This window comes from Pseudomonas sp. 32A, from assembly GCF_052682255.1.
The window spans coordinates 4,899,201-4,918,713 of record NZ_JBQYLY010000001.1; the positions used below are offsets into that span (position 1 = coordinate 4,899,201).

14 protein-coding genes and 2 tRNA genes are annotated in these 19,513 nt (G+C 61.5%); 5 read left to right on the top strand and 11 right to left on the bottom strand.

Annotation, left to right across the window (positions count from 1 at the left end; translation table 11 throughout):
- Positions 1 to 36 precede the first annotated feature (36 nt).
- Positions 37 to 1,017, bottom strand: coding sequence for a FecR family protein (locus ACUN0G_RS22695; RefSeq protein ID WP_445574315.1), 981 nt, complete (start codon positions 1,015 to 1,017; stop codon positions 37 to 39).
- Positions 1,018 to 1,024: 7 nt separating this feature from the next.
- Positions 1,025 to 1,543 carry a sigma-70 family RNA polymerase sigma factor gene (locus ACUN0G_RS22700; RefSeq protein WP_258347050.1) on the bottom strand — a complete coding sequence of 173 codons (519 nt, stop codon included), beginning with the start codon at positions 1,541 to 1,543 and terminating at the stop codon, positions 1,025 to 1,027.
- A gap of 201 nt (positions 1,544 to 1,744) precedes the next feature.
- On the opposite strand from ACUN0G_RS22700, the gene ACUN0G_RS22705 reads away from it, so the two are divergent.
- Positions 1,745 to 1,820, top strand: a tRNA-Val gene (locus ACUN0G_RS22705).
- Between the two features lie 20 nt (positions 1,821 to 1,840).
- Positions 1,841 to 1,917: transfer RNA gene (locus ACUN0G_RS22710), tRNA-Asp, on the top strand.
- 79 nt (positions 1,918 to 1,996) lie between these two features.
- Here the strand turns inward: ACUN0G_RS22710 and ACUN0G_RS22715 are convergent.
- Entirely contained in the window at positions 1,997 to 3,511 is a 1,515-nt protein-coding gene (locus ACUN0G_RS22715; protein WP_445574316.1) for an MFS transporter, read from the bottom strand.
- A 105-nt stretch (positions 3,512 to 3,616) separates the two neighbouring features.
- On the opposite strand from ACUN0G_RS22715, the gene ACUN0G_RS22720 reads away from it, so the two are divergent.
- The gene (locus ACUN0G_RS22720) at positions 3,617 to 4,540 is read left to right on the top strand and encodes a LysR family transcriptional regulator (protein WP_445574317.1); all 924 of its coding nucleotides are present in this window, start codon (positions 3,617 to 3,619) and stop codon (positions 4,538 to 4,540) included.
- On the opposite strand, the gene ACUN0G_RS22725 is transcribed toward ACUN0G_RS22720, so the two are convergent.
- From ACUN0G_RS22725 to kdpF, 6 genes are all read right to left on the bottom strand, one after another.
- Positions 4,500 to 5,192: a response regulator gene (locus ACUN0G_RS22725; RefSeq protein WP_003219430.1), complete on the bottom strand. Its 693-nt coding sequence runs from the start codon at positions 5,190 to 5,192 to the stop codon at positions 4,500 to 4,502. The genes ACUN0G_RS22720 and ACUN0G_RS22725 overlap by 41 nt on opposite strands.
- A complete protein-coding gene (locus ACUN0G_RS22730) occupies positions 5,189 to 7,840 on the bottom strand; it encodes a DUF4118 domain-containing protein (protein WP_445574318.1) in 2,652 nt (883 codons plus the stop codon). Before ACUN0G_RS22730 ends, ACUN0G_RS22725 begins: the two co-directional genes overlap by 4 nt.
- Positions 7,841 to 7,970: 130 nt before the next feature.
- Entirely contained in the window at positions 7,971 to 10,043 is a 2,073-nt protein-coding gene (kdpB, locus tag ACUN0G_RS22735; RefSeq protein ID WP_226478169.1) for a potassium-transporting ATPase subunit KdpB, read from the bottom strand.
- 11 nt (positions 10,044 to 10,054) lie between these two features.
- A complete protein-coding gene (gene kdpC, locus ACUN0G_RS22740; RefSeq protein ID WP_445574319.1) occupies positions 10,055 to 10,714 on the bottom strand; it encodes a K(+)-transporting ATPase subunit C in 660 nt (219 codons plus the stop codon).
- Positions 10,715 to 10,724: 10 nt separating this feature from the next.
- Entirely contained in the window at positions 10,725 to 12,431 is a 1,707-nt protein-coding gene (gene kdpA, locus ACUN0G_RS22745; protein ID WP_445574320.1) for a potassium-transporting ATPase subunit KdpA, read from the bottom strand.
- A gap of 108 nt (positions 12,432 to 12,539) precedes the next feature.
- Complete coding sequence (kdpF, locus tag ACUN0G_RS22750) at positions 12,540 to 12,638, bottom strand: K(+)-transporting ATPase subunit F (RefSeq protein WP_003219423.1); 99 nt, start codon at positions 12,636 to 12,638, stop codon at positions 12,540 to 12,542.
- Positions 12,639 to 13,237: 599 nt separating this feature from the next.
- Between kdpF and ACUN0G_RS22755 the strand changes: the two genes are divergently transcribed.
- A complete protein-coding gene (locus ACUN0G_RS22755) occupies positions 13,238 to 14,362 on the top strand; it encodes an IS481 family transposase (RefSeq protein WP_445573294.1) in 1,125 nt (374 codons plus the stop codon).
- 793 nt (positions 14,363 to 15,155) lie between these two features.
- Here ACUN0G_RS22755 and ACUN0G_RS22760 read toward each other — a convergent pair.
- Together ACUN0G_RS22760 and ACUN0G_RS22765 are read right to left on the bottom strand one after the other, a co-directional pair.
- Positions 15,156 to 16,286: a catalase family protein gene (locus ACUN0G_RS22760; protein ID WP_445574321.1), complete on the bottom strand. Its 1,131-nt coding sequence runs from the start codon at positions 16,284 to 16,286 to the stop codon at positions 15,156 to 15,158.
- 31 nt (positions 16,287 to 16,317) lie between these two features.
- Positions 16,318 to 18,129: a di-heme-cytochrome C peroxidase gene (locus tag ACUN0G_RS22765; protein WP_445574322.1), complete on the bottom strand. Its 1,812-nt coding sequence runs from the start codon at positions 18,127 to 18,129 to the stop codon at positions 16,318 to 16,320.
- Positions 18,130 to 18,375: 246 nt separating this feature from the next.
- Between ACUN0G_RS22765 and ACUN0G_RS22770 the strand changes: the two genes are divergently transcribed.
- The gene (locus tag ACUN0G_RS22770; RefSeq protein WP_003211122.1) at positions 18,376 to 19,116 is read left to right on the top strand and encodes an FKBP-type peptidyl-prolyl cis-trans isomerase; all 741 of its coding nucleotides are present in this window, start codon (positions 18,376 to 18,378) and stop codon (positions 19,114 to 19,116) included.
- Positions 19,117 to 19,513 lie beyond the last annotated feature (397 nt).

Here is a 19,513-nt window from a genome sequence, read left to right on the forward strand (position 1 = left end):
GGGTAGCTTTAAACAAAGCGGAAACAATTTGGATAATTATTTTTTGCTCTCGGTATCCGGGCTGACGATCATCAGCCACGGCGTAAAGGTTTTCAGGGTGATCGGCAGGGTTTGAGCCAGCATCTGCAAAGTGCGGTCGGTGTCATCCAGGGGAAGTACCGCCGAGACCTTGAGATTCGCCAGCGCAGCTCGATCAAACTGCAAGCGGCCCGAACGGTGCCGGGCGATCTCATCCAGCACTTCCGGCAACGGTCGGTTATCCACCACCAGTTGATGGCGGCGCCAGGCCCCATTGATGCTCGCCGTATCGATACTGCCGGAGAGGTGCACGGCATCCTTGCTGAGCCGCGCCTGCGAGCCTGCGTCCACTTCCAGCGTCTGCTGCCCGTTCGCGCTTTGGGCGGCAACACGGGATTCGAGCATGTTCAGCACGGTGACATCACCTTCGCGCCTGACCACAAACCGCGTACCCAACGCACGCAGGGTGCCCTGGGCCGTCTGCACCACAAACGGACGGTCGCCGTCGTGGGCCACTTCCACCAGGATCTCGCCTTGCAGTAATTCGATGCGCCGCTGCCGGCTGTCGAAATACAGGTTCGCCGCACTGATGCCGTTCAAGGTCAGCGTGGAGCCGTCCGCCAGGCGCAGGGTTTTCCATTCGCCGGGGCCGTTGTGCACATCGGCCATCCACTGTTGCGGGTAAGGGCTGTAGAGCAGCGCCGCGGCGGGAAGGGCCAGGCTGCAGGCCAATACCAGCGCGCGGACGTAATTCTTGCGGGCTTTCCCCTGCCGAGGAAAGGCCGCACTCAAGGCCGCGCGCGCCGGCGCTTTTTGCCCACGCAGGGCCTGCACTCGCGCAATCACGTCTTCCATGCGCGCCGCTGAAGCCGCGTGTTGCGGGCTTTGCTGCTTCCAGCGCTCGAACGCCTGCCGCTGGGCCTCGGTCAATTCGCCTTCGTGCAGACGAATCATCCATTCGGCGGCTTGTTCGTCGATCTGTTGGCGGGAGGCGGGCATGTGCGGTTCAGATATCCACGCTGTGGCTGCAATGCAGCAGGGCCTGGATCAAATACTTGCGTACCGTACGCTCCGACAATTTCAGCTGACGGGCGATTTGCTGCTGGGTCAGGTCTTCGAGGTAATACAGCACAAACGCCTGACGCACATTGTCGTGCATGCCTTCAAGAATGAAGGCGATGTGCTCAAGGGCTTCCAGGGTAGTGTGGATCTGTTCCGGCGACTGAAAACCTTCCAGGGTTTCCACCGTCAGCATCAGTTCCTGAAGGTAGGCATGCTCAATTTGCCTGCGCCGGGCCTGGTCGATGATCAGCCGCCTGGCGGTGGTGCTCAAATAGGCGCGGGGCTCGCGGATGCCGGTCACCGACTCCCGTGCGTGCAGAATCCGTGCAAAGGTGTCCTGCGCCACGTCGGCGGCGTTGTGGGTACAGCCCAGTTTTCGGCGCAACCAAGTGAACAGCCAGCCGTGATGCTCGCTGTACAGCTCGGTAATCTCCCGTTGGAACGGCGGTTCACCCACAGACATAAGGCGCGACTCAGGTGTTATTGAGAATAATTGTTAATTGTGGGGCCAAGGCTTGTGCAAACGCAATAGACTCTCGTTTGCGCCCAAAACGCCGGTTTTGTGGGGTTCTCAGGGTCGAAGACAAAATATTTTGAATAAATTGCATTTAAATCATGACATTACGAAAAATTGCTATAGAATGCGCCCCACACCGAAAGTGAAGGGTGATTAGCTCAGCTGGGAGAGCGTCTGCCTTACAAGCAGAATGTCGGCGGTTCGATCCCGTCATCACCCACCATTCGCTTTTTAGTGTTACGCGCAGCGGTAGTTCAGTCGGTTAGAATACCGGCCTGTCACGCCGGGGGTCGCGGGTTCGAGTCCCGTCCGCTGCGCCATATTCGGTCACCTGGAACGCTGAACGCCAGGTACCACGGAAAGCCCGCTCATTGAGCGGGCTTTTTTTGTGCCTGGGATTCAGCTCAGCGAGTGAATGCCGGGTTCGGTTTGTACGGGCGCAATGCTGTTTCGCCCCATGAAGGCCAGGACTACCATGGCCGTCAGCACGGTGAATCCCGCGAGCAGTTGCAGCAACGTATTGAACGCCGCGATGTAGGCGCTGCGCAGTGCTTCCAGCGGGAGGGCGGCCGAGGCCAGTTGCACGTTGCCCATGACCAGGCCTTGGGCAATCATTGAAACGTCGGCCCCTGCGCGACCCTTCAGGTGATGCGCCACCAATGCGCCCAATACCGCCATCGTAATCGCCAGTGCCACACCTTCACTGGCCACGCGGGTGGTATTGAAAATCCCCGCCGCCATTCCCGCACGCTCCTTGGGCACCACGCTGATCGCCAAACCATCCATCAAGCCCCACGGCAGCCCGGTGCCGATTCCGATGACCAGCATCGCAGCGACAGTCTGCCCAGGCTGGTCGGCCAGGCTTAATCCCCACAGGCCCAACGCCGCGATCAGCAAGCCAATGGCACACAACACACCCGCCGGCAGCCAGCGGGTCAGCGACGCGGCGATCATCGGCACCACCAGCATCGGTGCCGATAGCGCGAGCATCATCAAACCCGCGTCCAGCGCGCTGGCGCCTTCCACACCGATAAACCGCAGGGGCAGCAACACGATCAGCACGATGTAGCAGTAACAGGTACCGATCGGCAGGAGCTGCACGCCAATAAAACGCGGGAAGCGAAACAGCCGCAGCTCCAGCATCGGTTGGCTTGAGCGGTTTTCGACGAGGATAAATACCAGCAAAAACACTGCCGCTGCGATCAGCAGGGCATCAACCAGCGGCGATGACCAGCCGTGCTCCGGGGCGAGGATCACCGCCGTGGTCAGGGCCACCAGCATGGCCGAGAACGTCAGCACGCCCGGGGTGTCCAGCCGCAGCGCTTGCGGGTCGCGGCTTTCGCGCATTTTGGGCGCGGCAAACAGCAGCGAAATACCGGCCAACAGCGCGGTGCCGAGAAAAATCGAGCGCCAGCCCCAGTGCTCGATCAGCACCCCCGACAGCAATGGCCCAAACGCCAGGCCTGCACCAAACGTAGTGCCCAGCAAGCTGAAGGCGCGGGTGCGGGCATGGCCGTCAAACTCCTGGGCCAGCGCCGCACAGCCACTGGCCAGTGCCGTAGCTGCCGCGACGCCCTGCACGCCACGCAATACATCCAGCCAGAAAATCCCCGGTGCCACTGCCAGCAGCAAGGAGACCACGGTAAACAGCGCCATGCCCCACAAGAAAAGACGCTTTCTCCCATACAGGTCGGCGAGGGTGCCGGCGGCCATCAACAGGCTGCCGAAACTCAGCATGAACGCGTTGGTGATCCACGCCAGTTGGCTGGGCTGGGCGGCAAATGCCTGGCCGATAAAAGGCGTGGCGACGGCGCCGCCAGTGAAGCTCATGGGCAATACCAGGGCGGCCAGGCAAATCGCGGCCAGGATGGAATATCGGCCATGGGCGGCCACAGATTCGGTTGTAGTGTTCATAGGGGCATTCCCGTGAGTCTGAAGACTAAAAGACTCTAATCAGGATGCAATCACGGATAAACGGGCTTACATTCCGTTCATAGTGGACTGGATGGATGCAATGACGTGACCGATAACCTGAGCGGTGTGATCGCCTTCGTGAAAACGGCAGAGGCCCTGAGCTTCACCGGCGCGGCCCGGGCGATGGGGATTTCCGCCTCGGCGGTGGGCAAGAATGTCGCCAAGCTCGAGGCGTCACTGAATGTGCGGCTGTTGCACCGCAGCACGCGCAAGGTCAGCCTCACCGCCGAAGGCCAACTGTTCTACGAGCGCAGTCGGAAAATTCTCGACGACCTGCAAGACGCCCGCGCCATGCTTTCCCATGCGATGCAGGCGCCTCGGGGCAAGCTGCGGGTCAGCCTGCCCACCATCGGTTATCGCTTTCTCTTTCCCCACATGATGGCGTTCCGCAAAGCCTACCCGGAGATCGAGCTGGAGCTGGATTTCAACGACCACCTGGTGGACGTGATCGAAGAGGGCTTCGACGTGGTCATCCGCAGCGGCGGCCTGGCGGATTCGACCCTGATGGCCCGCAAACTGGGACCGTTCAGGTTTGTGCTGTGCGCATCACCCGAGTACCTGCGGGCCAACGGTCGGCCAGAGTCCCTGAGCGATTTGGAGCATCACCCGTGTTTGCGTTACCGCTTCGCCACCACCGGGAAAATCATGGACTGGACCTTATCCGCCAACCCGGCCATTACCCAGTTGCGCCTGCCCACCGCCCTGACCCTGAACAACATGGAAGCCATGCTCCGCGCCGCGATGGACGGCCATGGCATTGCCCACGTGCCGGACTTCCTCGCCCGCGAAGCACTCGCCCAAGGCCAGCTGGAAACCGTACTCGACGGCCACTCCGACGACCAGGGTCAGTTCTGGGCCCTGTGGCCGTCCAGCCGGCACCTCTCGCCGAAGATCCGGGTGTTTGTCGATTTCGCCGCCGCGCATCTGTTCACAAACCCACCAGTCGGTAGCCCACCTGCAACTCGGTAATGAAGTACTGCGGCTGGGCTGGGTCGGCCTCCAGCTTCTGCCGCAGATGCGCCATATGCACCCGCAGATAGTGGGCGCGGTCCACGTAGTCCAGGCCCCACACTTCAAGCAATAACTGCCGATGGGTGAGCACCCGGCTCTGCCCGCGAATCATCGCGCACAGCAGGCGGTATTCAATGGGCGTCAGGTGCACCGGCAGGCCTTGGCGCCACACTTCATGGGTCGCCAGGTCCACTTCGATATCACCAAACGCCACCTTGCTGGTGGCCGCCACGGTGCCGGTTTGCCCGTGCCGACGCAGTTGCGCACGGATGCGCGCCAGCAACTCGGGCACGCCGAAAGGTTTGGTCAGGTAGTCATCGGCACCGGCGTCCAGGGCGGCGACTTTTTCCTCTTCGCGATCCCGCGCCGACAACACCAGGATCGGCACCGCCAGCCATCCCCGCAGCTCGCTGATCAACTGTTTACCGTCGCCGTCCGGCAGGCCGAGGTCGACGATCACCAGGTCTGGCTGGCGACTGGAAGCGTGGATCAGCGCGCGCTTGACGCTGTCGGCCTCGAACACCTGGAAGCCCTCGTCCTGCAGGGCGATGCCGACAAAACGGCGGATATTGGCCTCGTCTTCAACAATCAGAATGCGTGCAGTGCTCATAGGGCGTCCATTGAGGGCGGGGTGCCCGCCGGTAAAGTGATGACGAAATGCATGCCGCACTCGCGGCCGGGTTTGGCTTCGATGCGCCCGCCGTGGGCTTCGACGATGCGTTTGGCCAGTGCTAGCCCCAGGCCGATCCCGGCGACCGAGGACTCCTGCTGGCCACGGGCAAACGGTTCGAACAGATTGGCCGGCGCGCTGCCCGTGCCGGTGTCGCTGACTTCCAGCAGGATGTTGTCCGAAACGGCGCGGGCGGCCACGGTAATGACCGTGCCCGGCGGGGTGTACTTGGCGGCGTTGTCCAGCAGGTTGACCAGTACCCGTTCGATCAACAGCGCGTCGACTTCCACCAGCGGTAATTGCGGGTCCAGCGTCGTATTCACCTCATGCCGGGCCAGTGGTTCACGCAACTGGCGCAGGGCGCTGCCGACGATCTCTTCCAGCAAATGCCATTGCCGGTTGAGCCGCACGCCGCGCTCCTGCATGCGGGCCATGTCCAGCAGGTTTTCGATCAGGCGTTGCATCGAGGTCGCCTGCTCATGAATACCGTGCAGCAACTCGGTCAGCGGGCCCGGCGGCGCATGGGGCAGGGCGGTGTCGGCAGCGCCGATCAGGGTGGTCAAGGGCGTGCGCAAGTCGTGGGAAATCGCCGCGAGCAAGGTGTTGCGCATCTTCTCGCCTTCCATCTGCACCAGCGTGCTTTGCGCCACTTCAACGAAGTGCACGCGCTCCAGGGCAATTGCCAGCTGGCTCATGCAGGCTTCCAGCAGGCGGCGTTCTTCGGGCTCGTTGAGGCGTTCGCTATGCGCCAGTTCCAGCACCAGCACGCCGCGCACGCGCATCGGTGCCTTGAGCGGCAGATAGCACCCCTTGGCGGCGGACAAGGTGTCGGTGCCCTGGCCGGCGGACTGGCCGTGGTCGTAGGTCCATTGGGCGATGCTGTCGTCGATCGGCAGCCCGCCTGCGCCCACGCTGTGCACGCCATCGGCGTCGTCCGGCAAGGCCAGGCCGACCCGTGCCTCGAATACGCCGCTGAAGGTGCGCAGCGCCACTTCACTGATCTGCTCCACGGTCAACGCGGCCGACAGGTCCCGGGCCAGGCGTGCCAGGGACGTGGCGCGGCGTTCTCGAGCGGCGGCGGTGCGCGCTTCGTGGCGCAGGCGTGCGGTGAGTTGCCCGGTGATCAGGGCGATGCCGAGCATCAACGCGAAGGTGAAGAAATACTGGGTGTCGTTGACGGTAAACGAGTAGCGCGGCTGGACGAAAAAGAAGTCGAAACACAGCACCGCGAGCATCGCTGCCCACACGCCGGGGCCGCGTCCAAAACGCAGGGCCACCAGCACCACGGTGAGCAGGAACAGCATCACCACGTTGGCCAGGTCGAACACTTGCAGCAGCAACGCGGCGATGGCGCTGGCGGTGAAACAGGCGAGGGTGGCCCAGAGGTAGGCGAGGGTCCGGCCGGGGGCGGGCGCGATTTTTTCAATGACGGGCGCGGTGCCCGGCAGCACGCCATGGGCGATCACGATCTGGTCGATCTGCGGATGGTGCCGGCTGATCCGGTCGCCCACCGACTGGTGCCAGAACCGCCATGCCCGGCGCGGGTGATGGCCGAGTACCAGGCGATTGGCGTTGTGTTCCCGGGCGCAGGCGGCCAGTGCTTCGGCGACGTCCATGCCCGGCAGCGTAGCGGTGTCGGCGCCAAATTCGCTGGCCAGGGCCAGGGTTTTCATCGCCGTAAGATAACGCTTGGCACCGCGACCCTGGGCGGAGGCGACGTGCACCACGATCCAGTCCGCCTCGAGCTTTTGCGCCAGGCGCGCGGCTTCGCGCACCAGGCGCTCATCGCCGGCGTCACCGGCCACGCCTACCAGTAATCGCTCGCGGGCGGGCCACAGGGTCTTGATCGACTGTTCGCGGCGGTACACGCGCATCTGCGTGTCGACCCGGTCGGCGGTGCGGCGCAGGGCCAGTTCCCGCAGGGCCAACAGGTTGCCCTTGCGAAAAAAGTGCCGCGAAGCGCGCTCGGCTTGGGGACCCAGGTACACCTTGCCGTCCTTCAAGCGTTGCAGCAGATCATCCGGCGGCAGGTCCACCACGACCACTTCGTGGGCGTTGTCGAACACATGGTCCGGTACGGTTTCCCGCACGCGAATGCCGATGATCCCACTCACCAGATCGTTAAGGCTTTCCAGGTGCTGGACGTTGAGGGTGGTCCACACATCGATACCGGCGCTGAGCAGTTCTTCCACGTCTTGCCAGCGTTTCGGATGGCGTGAGCCGGGCACGTTGCTGTGGGCCAGTTCATCCACCAGCACCACGGCGGGGTGGCGTTGCAGGGCGGCGTCGAGGTCGAATTCGGTGAGGGCAAAGTCGCGGTGCACACGGTGGGCGCGGGGCAGTTGTTCGAGGCCGTTGAGCAGGTCGGCGGTTTCCTGGCGGCCGTGGGTTTCCACTACGCCGGCAAGAACGTCGCGGCCCAGGCTGACTTCCCGTTGCGCCGCGTCAAGCATGGCGCAGGTCTTGCCCACCCCGGCGTTGGAGCCGAAGTAGATACGCAATTTGCCGCGCAAGGCGGCCTGTTCTTCCTGCTGGACCCGGGCGAGGAGGGCGTCGGGGTCGGGGCGTTCTTCGTTTGATGCGGGCATGTCATTCCTCAAATGGACTGTAGGAGCGAGCTTGCTCGCGAAAAACCGGAGAGCGCCGTTGGGTGTCAGGTTTCCCGCGTTATCGTTGACGCCCTTCGCGAGCAAGCTCGCTCCTACAGTGGGTGGGGTGCTACACGAGACCCAGCCCGGTCAGCACCATGTCAATCAGCTTGATCCCGGCAAACGGCACCAGCACCCCGCCCAGGCCATAGATCAGCAGGTTGCGATTGAGCAATGCCGCCGCGCCAATCGCCCGGTACGTCACGCCGCGCAGGGCCAGCGGAATCAGCGCCACGATGATCAACGCGTTGAAAATCACCGCGCTGAGAATCGCCGAGTTGGGGCTGGTCAAGTGCATCACGTTCAGCGCGCCGAGCTGCGGATAGGTCGCGACAAACGCCGCAGGGATGATCGCGAAATACTTCGCCACGTCGTTCGCCACGCTGAAGGTGGTGAGCGCGCCGCGAGTCATCAGCATTTGTTTGCCCACCTCGACCACTTCGATCAGCTTGGTCGGGTTGCTGTCGAGGTCGACCATGTTGCCGGCCTCTTTCGCCGCCTGGGTGCCGCTGTTCATCGCCACCGCCACGTCGGCCTGGGCCAGTGCCGGGGCGTCGTTGGTGCCGTCGCCGGTCATGGCCACGAGCTTGCCCTGGGCCTGGTAGTCGCGGATCAGTTGCAGCTTGTCTTCCGGGCGGGCCTCGGCGAGGAAGTCATCCACGCCGGCTTCCACGGCAATCGCGGCGGCGGTCAGGCGGTTGTCGCCGGTGATCATCACGGTCTTGATACCCATGCGCCGCAGTTCGGCGAAGCGCTCCTTGATGCCGCCCTTGACCACGTCCTTGAGCTCCACCACGCCGAGTGCTTTTGCCCCGTCGGACACCACCAGCGGGGTGCTGCCGCGTCGCGATACTTCGTCGACCTTGGCCTGCAACGCTGCCGGAAAGCTCCCACCCAATGCTTCGATATGACTGCGGATGGCATCCGCCGCGCCCTTGCGAATACCGCGGCCTTCGGGCAGGTCGACGCCGCTCATGCGGGTCTGTGCAGTGAAGTGCACGAAGCTTGCGCCGAGGGCGTTGATGTCCCGCGCACGGATGTCGAACTTCTGCTTGGCCAGCACCACAATGCTGCGGCCTTCCGGGGTTTCATCGGCCAGGGACGCGAGTTGCGCGGCGTCGGCCAGTTCAGCTTCCTTGACCCCCGGTGCCGGCAGAAAACTGCTGGCCTGGCGATTGCCCAGGGTGATGGTGCCGGTCTTGTCCAGCAGCAATACATCGATGTCGCCCGCCGCCTCTACCGCACGGCCAGAAGTGGCGATCACATTGGCCGACATCATGCGGCTCATGCCCGCCACGCCGATGGCCGAGAGCAGGCCACCGATGGTGGTGGGGATCAGGCACACCAGCAACGCCACCAGCACCGTGGCGCTAACCACGCTACCGCTGCCACTCATGGCCACGGCGAAGATCGAGTACGGGCTCAGCGTCGCGATCACCAGCAGGAACAACAGGGTCAGGCCCACCAGCAAAATTGTCAGGGCGACTTCGTTGGGCGTTTTCTGACGCTTGGCGGATTCGACCATCGAGATCATGCGGTCGAGGAACGACTCACCCGGGTTGACGCTGATGCGCACCACCAGCCAGTCCGACAGCACCCGCGTGCCGCCGGTGACCGAGGAAAAGTCGCCGCCGGCTTCACGTATTACCGGTGCCGATTCGCCGGTGATTGCGCTTTCATCCACCGAGGCCACGCCTTCGATCACTACGCCATCGAGCGGCACCAGGTCGCCGGCTTCGATCAGCACCACCTGGTCCTTGCGCAACAGCGTCGCTTCGGTCGGCAGCCACGCCGCGCCGTGCTTGGGTTGCTGCAGCAGCTTGGCCAGGGTCTGGCGTTTCATCCCCCGCAGGCTGGCGGCCTGGGCGCGGCTTCGACCCTCGGCCAGGGCCTCGGCGAAGTTGGCGAACAGCACGGTGAACCACAGCCACAAGCTGATGCTCAGGATAAACCCGCTGGGGGCTTCACCCTGGCCGCCGAGGGACTGGAACCACAGCAGCGTGGTGAGGAGGCTGCCCAGGTACACCACGAACATCACCGGGTTTTTCCACTGCGCCTGGGGCAGCAGTTTCTTGAACGCGTCCCCGCAGGCGGTGAGCACGATGGCGCGGTCAAACAGAGGTAAACGAGCATTCTTGATCATGGGGGAATCTCTTACTCACTGGCCGCAATGGGGGGCTGGCGCGAAGGCAGGCTGGCGTCCAGCGCGAGGTTGAGTTGCAGCACATTGACTCGTGGTTCGCCGAGCAAACCGAGGGTGCGGGCGGCGGTGTTTTCGTTCACCAGTTGCAGCAGTTCGGTTTCGGGGATCTGCCGCAGGCGGGCGACCCGGGCCAGCTGGATGCGCGCGTTAGCCACGGAGATATGCGGGTCCAGGCCGGAGGCGGAAGCGGTGACCGCATCCACCGGCACCTGGGCGTCGGCGGCGAGGCCGTTGTCCTGGCGGTAGGCTTTAGCTCGGGCTGCGACCTGATCCACCAGTTTCTGGCTGGTAGGGCCCAGGTTGCTGGCGCCGCTGGAGCCAGCGTTGTAAGGCTGCGACACGCTTTTGCTCGGGTCTTGCGGGTCTGCGCCGAGGGTCATGCTCGGGCGGCCGTGGAAGTAGCCGGGCTTGGTGAAGTCCTGGCCGATCAACGCCGAGCCGATCACCAAACCGTCGCGTTCAATCAGCGAACCCTGGGCCTGGAACGGGAACAGCAACTGCGCGGCAAAGGTGGTGAAAATCGGGTAGACGAGGCCGGTCAGCGCCATGAAAAACACTGCCGAAACCAGCACCGGGCGCAACAGCCCTTTGAATATCGATTGAGTCGTCATCAACGTGTCCTTAGTTGTACGTCTGGCCGGACAGCAACTGCAGTTGCTCCACCAGCGGGCCGAGCGCGAGGGCCGGCAGGAAAGTCAGGCCACCGACTACCAGCACCACAAACACCACCAGCACCATGAACAGCGGGGTTGCGGTGGGGATGGTGCCGGCGCCGGCAGGCACGGTCTTTTTCATCGCCAGGGAACCGGCCACGGCGAGCATCGGCAGCATGGTGAAGAAGCGCCCGACCAGCATCGCGAGGCCAATGGTGGTGTTGAAAAACGGCGTGTTGGCATTCAACCCGGCAAACGCCGAACCGTTGTTGGCGGTGCCCGAGGTGTAGGCGTAGAGCACCTCGCTGAAACCGTGGGGGCCGAGGTTATTCAGGCTGGCCATGGTGTCGGGCCACAGGGCGGCGAGGGCGGTGAACCCGAGGATGCTGATGGGGTGCGCGAGCACCGAGAGCATCACCAGTTTCATCTCCCGGGCCTCGATCTTCTTGCCGAGGAATTCCGGGCTGCGGCCGATCATCATGCCCACCAGGAACACCGTCAGCAGCGCGTACTGGATCAGGTTGATAAAGCCCACGCCGTCGCCGCCGAACACGCAGTTGAGCATCATCTGCGCCAGGGGCACGAAGCCGCCCATGGGGGTCAATGAGTCATGCATCGCGTTGACCGAGCCGGTAGTGGCCGCGGTGGTGGTGGCGATAAACAGGCTGCTGTCGGCGATGCCGAAACGCAGCTCCTTGCCTTCCATATTGCCGCCGCTTTGCTCGATGGACAGCGTCTGGTTGGCACCGGCCTGGGTCAGCAGCGGGTTGCCGTTTTGCTCGGCGCCATACACCAGAGCGAGAAAGCCGATGAACATCACCAGGAAGGTGCCGAAAAACACCCAGCCCTGACGGCGTTGCAGCAGCATGCTGCCGAAGGTGTAGGTCAGCGCCGACGGGATCAGCAACATGCTGAGGATGTGCAGGGCGTTGGTCAGCGGCGTCGGGTTTTCGAACGGGTGCGCGGCGTTCATGCTGAAGAAGCCACCGCCGTTGGTGCCGATATGCTTGATCGATTCAAAGCTCGCCACGGCGCCGACAATCAGTTGTTGCTGCGCGCCTTCCAGGGTGGTGGCCAGGGCTTGGGAGGAAAAGGTCTGCGGCATGCCTTGCCACACATACACCAGGGCCATGCCCACGCACAGCGGCAGCATCACGCGGTACAGGGTGCGGGTGAAGTCGACCCAGAAGTTGCCGATATCCGCCGAGCTTGAGCGGCTCAAGCCACGGATAAAACCCGCTGCGGCGACCACGCCCGAGGTGGCGCCGACAAACATCAGGAACGTAATCACCGCCATCTGGCTGAAGTTCGACAGGCTGGTTTCGCCCGAGTACGCCTGCCAGTTGGTGTTGGTGATAAAGGACGCGGCGGTGTTGAACGCCAGGTCCGGGGTTTGCGCGGCCAGCCCGAGCGGGTTGATCGGCATGACGGCCTGTAGCCGCAGGATGAGGTAGCCGAGCAGCATCATCGCCGCGTTCGACAGCAGCAGGGCCGAACCGTAGCGGGCCCAGCTCATGGTTTCCAGCGGGTCGATGCCCAGCAGGCGATAGGTATAACGTTCCGGCAGGGCGTGGCGGGTTCCGGTAAACACCCGGGTCAGCCACTTGCCCATCAGCACGGCGAGCCCGGTCATCAACCCCAGGACCAGCGCAAATTCCAGCAAAGTGCTTAGCATGTCGAGGCTCCGTTCAAATCTTGCCCATGGCGACAATGGCCATGGCTGTCGTGGCGAAAAACACCAGGGAGAGGCCTACAAAAATCATGTCGTACATGGTGGGGCTCCCTAGAACTTTTCGGCGCGAATGAGGGCATAGCCCAGATAAGCGAACAGCCCGACGGCGCATAGGCCGCTGGCGATATAGATGAACTTGAGTGTGAGCACGGTGGAACTCCCCTGATTAATAAGCCGCGATTGCGGACGCGGGGAGGTTAAGAGGTTGGGTATCAAGTTCGGGCACTGATTACGGGGGCGGGTATTAAGACGGTGTATAGAGAGGGTTAGGGTGGGCGAACGGAAAAAAGGGATAGCCCGGGGGTGGGGTATCCCTTGAAACACTGGGGTTCTGCTGCTTTTGATGATCAGCTTATTTGGCTTTCTTTTTCTTTGAATCGCGGGTGGCGAGTTGTTCGAAGCAAAAGGCGGCGGCGCCGAACAGGGCGATCATTGAGAGGACGATCATGCCTAAAGTTGAACTTTCCACGATGACTTCCTACGGGGTGATTGGGGTGGAGGTCACAGTAGTGGAGGGGGGATTAGTTGCTCAATAGAGACGACGTAAACGTTATGGCTGGGGTTGAATCTATACGGAATCTTTACGTGGCTGTTGTGTGTATATCCGTTTTTTAGGTAACGGCTACTTATGGTTTCGCTCTTACAGCGAGTCACTTTGCAAAAGCGTGTACGGACCGGACACATGGTTGACGGGTGTGCGGGGACATGGTGGACACTTTTCGGCGAGCTAACTTTGCCGGAAAACCATCATGCCCTGGAACACGAGAGATGCCATGAGCCTGAAAGAAGAGTTTGTCGCCTTGGCGCGGCAACCCGGCAGTAATAAACGAGAACTGTGTCGACGATTCGGTATCAGCCCCCAAACGGCGTACAAGTGGCTCGATCGCTACGAGACGCAAGGCCGGTCGGGGCTGCAAGAGAAGTCCCGCAAACCTGTCACCAGCCCCAAGCTGACCAACACCACTCTAGAGACGGCGGTCATAGCGCTCAGGCAAGAGCATCCAGCGTGGGGTGGGCGCACGATCAGCAGCATTTTGAAAAAACAAATCGCTCCCAGCACCGTTACTAATGTTCTGCACCGACACGGGCTAATTCAGCCTGCTCAGAAGGAACAAGCGGCAAAGTTGAGATTTGAACACGATGCGCCTAACGATCTTTGGCAGATGGACTTCAAAGGGCATTTCCCGACGCAACAAGGCCGATGCCATCCCCTGACCCTGCTGGACGACCACTCGCGATTCAACCTGGCGATTCAGGCCTGTGATAACGAGCGTGGGACCACGGTGAAAGAGAAAATGATCGAAGTGTTCCAGCGCTTCGGATTACCGGCTCGCATCAACGTCGATAACGGCCCGCCCTGGGGCTCGCCACGCAATCCTGGCGAAATCACAGAGCTGAGTATCTGGTTGATTCGCTTAGGAATTCGGATCAGCTTTAGCCGTCCTTACCACCCCCAAACCAATGGAAAGATTGAGCGTTTCCATCGGTCACTCAAGGCCGAAGTGCTTGATGGGCGTCAGTTTTCCACGATCAAGGAAGCTCAAACAGCGTTTGATCAATGGCGTGAGGTTTATAACTTGCAACGGCCTCATCAAGCGTTGGACTACAAGGTGCCGATGGACCGGTATCGAGCCAGCCCATGGGCTTATCCGCAGCAGTTATCGGAGTTTGAATACGGACCGGACGACGTATTGGCCAAGGCTTATCACAGCCGATTCCGCTTTCAGAAACGCTATTTCAGCATCGCTAAGGGTCTGGCTGGGCATCACCTCGCCATACGTCCTAATCCTGAAAGTGATGGGCTTTTTGATGTCTACTTTTGCCATCACTTCCTACGAACAATCGACGTGAGCAAGCCAGACTATGGTCCATAATGTGTCAACCATGTCCCCGCACATGTGTCCACCATGTGTCCGGTCCGTACAAAAAGCGGCAAAGTAACCAAAACGCTCTGCCCCGCCTGTCGGCACCTCGCTAGTGCTCGGTGTTCCCTCACTCCGGCATTGCTCCGCGGGCCGCCGCGACGGGCCATCCATGGCCCGGCGCGGCTAAACCGGCGTCCTGCCGGTTTACCCGCTCCGCAATACCTGCGTTCGGCCTCGGGCTTATTGGGGCAGTCAGATCAAAATCAAAAGCAAGAGCACAGCGGCCTACCGGCCGGCTTGAGTGTTAACAGCAAAAGCAAAAACCAGAGCGAAAACAAATCTGCTTTTCTGTGGGAGCTGGCTTGCCTGCGATGCAGACAACTCGGTGTATCAGGCAGACCCAGTTGATGCCATCGCAGGCAAGCCAGCTCCCACATTTTTGACCGTGCCCGCTTTAGCTTTTGATTTTGCTTTTAACACTCAAGCCGGCCGGGAGGCCGCTGTGCTCTTGCTTTTGATCTTGATCTTAGGCGCCCCGTTAAACCACGCTGGCCGAACGCAGGCTTTGGAGCGTGGGTAACCCGGCAGGACGCCGGGTTAGCCGCGCTGGGCCAAGGATGGCCCATCGCGGCGGCCCACGGTCCAAAGCCGGAGTGAGGGCACTCCGAGCCTAGGCGAGGAGCCGAGTGGTGGGGCAAGAGCGTTTTGCTTACTTTTGCGCTCTTCAAAAGTGAGCCGCTGTAAGAGCGGAACCAATAGCGGCCGTTACCGCAGCAACGGATATGCACCCCACACCGCGGAGCTACAAATTCCGGCTATGCCGATAATCACTGACCGCCTCATACACCGCCTTACGCAACCGATTAATCCCCCCAATCGGCCGATGCGCCTCCACCCCAAACCACGGATTAAACGACTGATTATCACAAGCCAGATTCAACGCCGGCGTATCAAAATCCTGCGCCGGAATCACCACCTTGGCCACCGTCTCAAACGGCGCATCACTCTCTTTCCACTCAACGCTGGTGTCCTCGATCGGCATAAACTTCTGCGGATTCTGCCGCTGAATCTGCAACACAAAACACGCCGCCACCCGGTCCGTCGACAGTTGCTGATTCAACGCACTGCGCAAAAAATTCGGCAGGTCCTGATTCTGCTTGGGCAGCACATACGCCGGACACCCCTGGGGATCCGGCGCCACCCGAAACTTCGCATTCGCCGCCCCAAACTTATACGGCGACACCGAGAAATACGTCGTCTGCGTAGGACTCACCGGCGGCGGCGCCAACGTCGCCAGGGCGATAAACAAATGCCGCACCTGCCAACTGCGCGGATCCAACCCGGGGAAGAACGCGAGGACCTTCTTGCCATCCGCCTGGGCCGAAACGTTCTGCGCATACTCCGCCACATCACTGACGAAAAAGTTCGGATGGCTGAACATCACAAAGTCCTGCTCACCCCGCGCCTGCTGATCCGCCAGCAACTGCTTGCCCGGCACGTCCAGCAACTTGATCGCCATCCCCCGGGCATCCCGGATGCTGTCGAACTGCGGGTACGCATTGCCGTTGGACAAGCGCATCATCGCCTGCCAGGTCTTGCCCGGCTCGGCGAACACGCCCTGGCGCAAGGCTGGGTCGAGGTCCGGCAATACGCTGACCTCGGCTTTCACGCAGCCATGGGCCTTGGCATGCGCGTCCCGCAGGTAACGCGTGCCCTCGCGGTGTTGATCGACGATGCGTACCGCAGTCTGGATGATGCCTTGGGTCATGGCGGCCTCACCCGGCGGGATCTGTTCATCCGGCGACACCGGGCCGCTGTGTTGCCAGGCGAACCACAGGGTGGACAGCAACCAGCCCAGCAGGCCCAGGCCCACCAGCCATAACAGGGTCTTGCCAAGAAACGCACCGAGGCGTAGCCAAAGTCGAGCGAGCATTTAAAAATCCTTTTCTGCGAAGTCGGTTGGGTCAGGGCAGTTGCTGTTCCAGCGGGCCACCCAGCACTTTCAAATATTCCAGCAGCGCCCAGCGTTCCTGAGGCAGCAAGCCTCGGCCGATCACCCCGTTGCCACGCTGCCCGGCACGGAATTCGTGGCCGCTGTTGTAGTTGCCGGTGATGCGCGTATCGAACAGGAACGCGTTGGGGAACGCAGCGGTTTGATAGCCCAGGTGGCGCGGGTCGTATTCGAAGGTGCCTTTATAGAAGGTCGGGCTGCGCTCGTCCTGAGGCGAGAGCAATTGATAGATCGTCGGCACCGAACCGTTGTGCAGGAATGGCGGTGTCGCCCATACCCCGGCCAGTGGCCGTGCCTTGTAGGCACGCAATTCGCGCACGCCGATGGGCAGGCCGAAGCCGTCCAGGCGCGGACGTTCGGCAGGTGTCACGCCGGCGGCACGGTAGGCGTGGTCTTCGACAAAGGCGGTGATGTACGCCAGGCCTTTGGCTGAAGAAATGCTGCGCAGGTCCAGCGGCTCGGTGGGGGTGGGGTGCAGTTCGACGTTCATTTTCGCCAACTCCGCCGGGTCCCATTGCAGGGCGCTGAGGTCGAAGCGGTGGTCAGCGATATTGTTGGCGGTAGTCGGGTCGGTGCCGATGACTTCCACCGGAAGCATTTTCAACTGGCGCACCGGGCGGCCATCGACTTGGGAAACTGCCGGTACGTGGCAGCCGGCGCAGTTTTCGGTGAACAACGCGCGGCCTTGGGCGGCCAACGGTTTGTCGATGGCGCCGAACAGGTCTTCAGGCCAGGTGGGTGGCTTGAGCCGTTGCAGGGTTTCTTCGATGGTGTTCAGGTCACGTACCCGCACGCTGGAGGCGTAGCGCGCATCGCCCTGGAGCGGCTGGCCGGCGTTGTCGAAGAAGTCCAGGGTGGCGCCGACGCCCAGGGCTTCGCCGATATTGCGGGCCATGGGTTGCTGGGCCGAGCCGTTCCATTGCACCCAGTCGAAGGTCCAGATGTCCCACAGTTGCGGGTAGTCCACCGGGGCGTTGGCGATGCGGTAGTTGTCGGGGGAAATGGCGTCGCCGAAGCTGGCGTTGGCGATACGGCCAAAGGCGTCGGTGCGGCCCGGGCCTTCTTCGGTGGGGTAGAGGCCGCGGTGGGTGTCGTTCCAGGCGACTTTCAGAAAGTTGTTCAGGGACTTCTTAAAGTCCTGACGCAGTTGCGCGACGTTCTGGTCGTTGTAGTCGTGGCCCAGCACGGTGTGGGCAAAACGTTCGAATTTCCACGGGTTGTAGTAGGTCGAGGCCAGGCTGGCGACCAGTGCCTGGCCGAAGCTGCCGCCGCGCAGGGTCGGCACGCTGGACGGCAGCACATGTTGCGCCGGGCCACCGTCGACCCGCAGGCCCTGGCCTTTGAAGTTCAACTGGCCGGTGTGGCAGGCGGCGCAAGTGATGTCGAGAAACTCATCATTGCTGCCAGTATTTTTATGCCGGGCGAAACCCACCGGCAGGTTGCCGGGGTTCTGCGCGGTGGGCACCTGCTTGGGGTCTACCAGAAAACCAAAGCGCGCCAGGTATTCGGGTGTGGCGAAACGCTGTTCGGAGAACGGCAGTTCCAGGGCGGTAAACCAGGCATACCGCAGGCCCTTGACCTGGGTGCCCTGGGGCGTGAAGTAATAGGTCTGGCGATCTGCGGCGCTCCATTGGTCCTGGTAATGCACCTGTTCCACCGGCACGTAAACCGGCAGCTTCGGGTTGACCACGTAATAGAGCACCACCGCCAGGATCAGGCCCAGCAGTATGAAAATCATCAGCAAAACACGGGAAAAAATGCGCAAGATAACTATCCTTGTCGAGTTCTAGCGTTCTTATGCCATCAGGCCAGCAGTGCGGCAAGTGGCCATGAGCTTCGTTCCAGTGCTGCTGCTGTCCGTTGCAGGGCCCTGGATTGAATGAAAATGCTTTTAAACACGTGAACTTATCAGAAGTTTCCTGCTCACATGCCGGTAGCCATTGGTCGTGGCCGCCTGATAAGCTCGCGACTTTACTCGAATGCCCTTTTGGCACACGAACAAGGAAATAGCATGAAACAGCATCGGTTGGCGGCGGCGGTGGCCCTGGTTAGCCTGGTACTTGCGGGTTGTGATTCGCAAACCAGCGTAGAGCTGAAAACCCCGGCGCAAAAAGCTTCCTACGGTATCGGCCTGAACATGGGCAAAAGCCTTGCTCAAGAAGGTATGGATGACCTGGACTCCAAAGCGGTAGCCCAAGGCATCGAAGATGCCGTCGGCAAGAAAGAACAGAAGCTGAAAGACGACGAGCTGGTCGAAGCCTTCGCCGCACTGCAAAAACGTGCTGAAGAGCGTATGGCCAAGATGAGCGAAGAGTCGGCAACCGCCGGCAAGAAATTCCTCGAAGAAAACGCCAAGAAAGACGGCGTTGTCACCACTGCTTCCGGTCTGCAATACAAGATCGTGAAGAAAGCGGACGGTGCTCAACCCAAGCCTACCGACGTAGTGACTGTTCACTACACCGGCAAGCTCACCAACGGCACCACCTTTGACAGCTCCGTGGATCGCGGCAGCCCGATTGACCTGCCGGTCAGCGGCGTGATTCCAGGTTGGGTCGAAGGCCTGCAACTGATGCACGTTGGCGAGAAGGTCGAGTTGTACATCCCGTCCGACCTGGCCTACGGCGCGCAGAGCCCGAGCCCGGCGATTCCAGCCAACTCCGTGCTGGTATTCGATCTGGAACTGCTGGCTATCAAGGATCCGTCCAAGGCGGACGCTCCTGACGCACCGGCGGCTCCTGCTGCCAAGAAGTAATCAGCACCTGAACACACAACGCCCCGTCTCGACGGGGCGTTGTTGTTTCTGGCCTATGCGATCGTTCCCACGCGCTGCGATCGTTCCCACGCTCTGCGTGGGAATGCATCCCGTGACGCTCTGCGTCACCATTGCGCATTGCTCAAGCCTAGCGCTAACAGCAAGTGCGGAGCGCCACAGGCGGCGTTCCAACGTAGAGCGTGGGAACGATCAGTTGAATCCAGGGCAAATTCAACCGAACCCATGCGGGCTAGAGCAGTCTGATAAAAGACCCGAGCACGGGTAGACGCAGATAATCTCCAAGTCAATGAATTCTTGGGTTTTTTTTATGTGCGCAAAAAACGCCCGATCTGACTGTAGGCCTTGTATTACGTGGCTTTCAGCCTGGAAAACAGGC

Coding starts and splice junctions, on each gene's coding strand:
- ACUN0G_RS22730 (WP_445574318.1), bottom strand. CDS start 7,840: ATGCCCGCATCAAACGAAGAACGCCCCGACCCCGACGCCCTCCTCGCC.
- ACUN0G_RS22695 (WP_445574315.1), bottom strand. CDS start 1,017: ATGCCCGCCTCCCGCCAACAGATCGACGAACAAGCCGCCGAATGGATG.
- ACUN0G_RS22725 (WP_003219430.1), bottom strand. CDS start 5,192: ATGAGCACTGCACGCATTCTGATTGTTGAAGACGAGGCCAATATCCGC.
- kdpA (WP_445574320.1), bottom strand. CDS start 12,431: ATGCTAAGCACTTTGCTGGAATTTGCGCTGGTCCTGGGGTTGATGACC.
- ACUN0G_RS22755 (WP_445573294.1), top strand. CDS start 13,238: ATGCCCTGGAACACGAGAGATGCCATGAGCCTGAAAGAAGAGTTTGTC.
- ACUN0G_RS22700 (WP_258347050.1), bottom strand. CDS start 1,543: ATGTCTGTGGGTGAACCGCCGTTCCAACGGGAGATTACCGAGCTGTAC.
- kdpC (WP_445574319.1), bottom strand. CDS start 10,714: ATGACGACTCAATCGATATTCAAAGGGCTGTTGCGCCCGGTGCTGGTT.
- kdpB (WP_226478169.1), bottom strand. CDS start 10,043: ATGATCAAGAATGCTCGTTTACCTCTGTTTGACCGCGCCATCGTGCTC.
- ACUN0G_RS22760 (WP_445574321.1), bottom strand. CDS start 16,286: ATGCTCGCTCGACTTTGGCTACGCCTCGGTGCGTTTCTTGGCAAGACC.
- ACUN0G_RS22770 (WP_003211122.1), top strand. CDS start 18,376: ATGAAACAGCATCGGTTGGCGGCGGCGGTGGCCCTGGTTAGCCTGGTA.
- ACUN0G_RS22715 (WP_445574316.1), bottom strand. CDS start 3,511: ATGAACACTACAACCGAATCTGTGGCCGCCCATGGCCGATATTCCATC.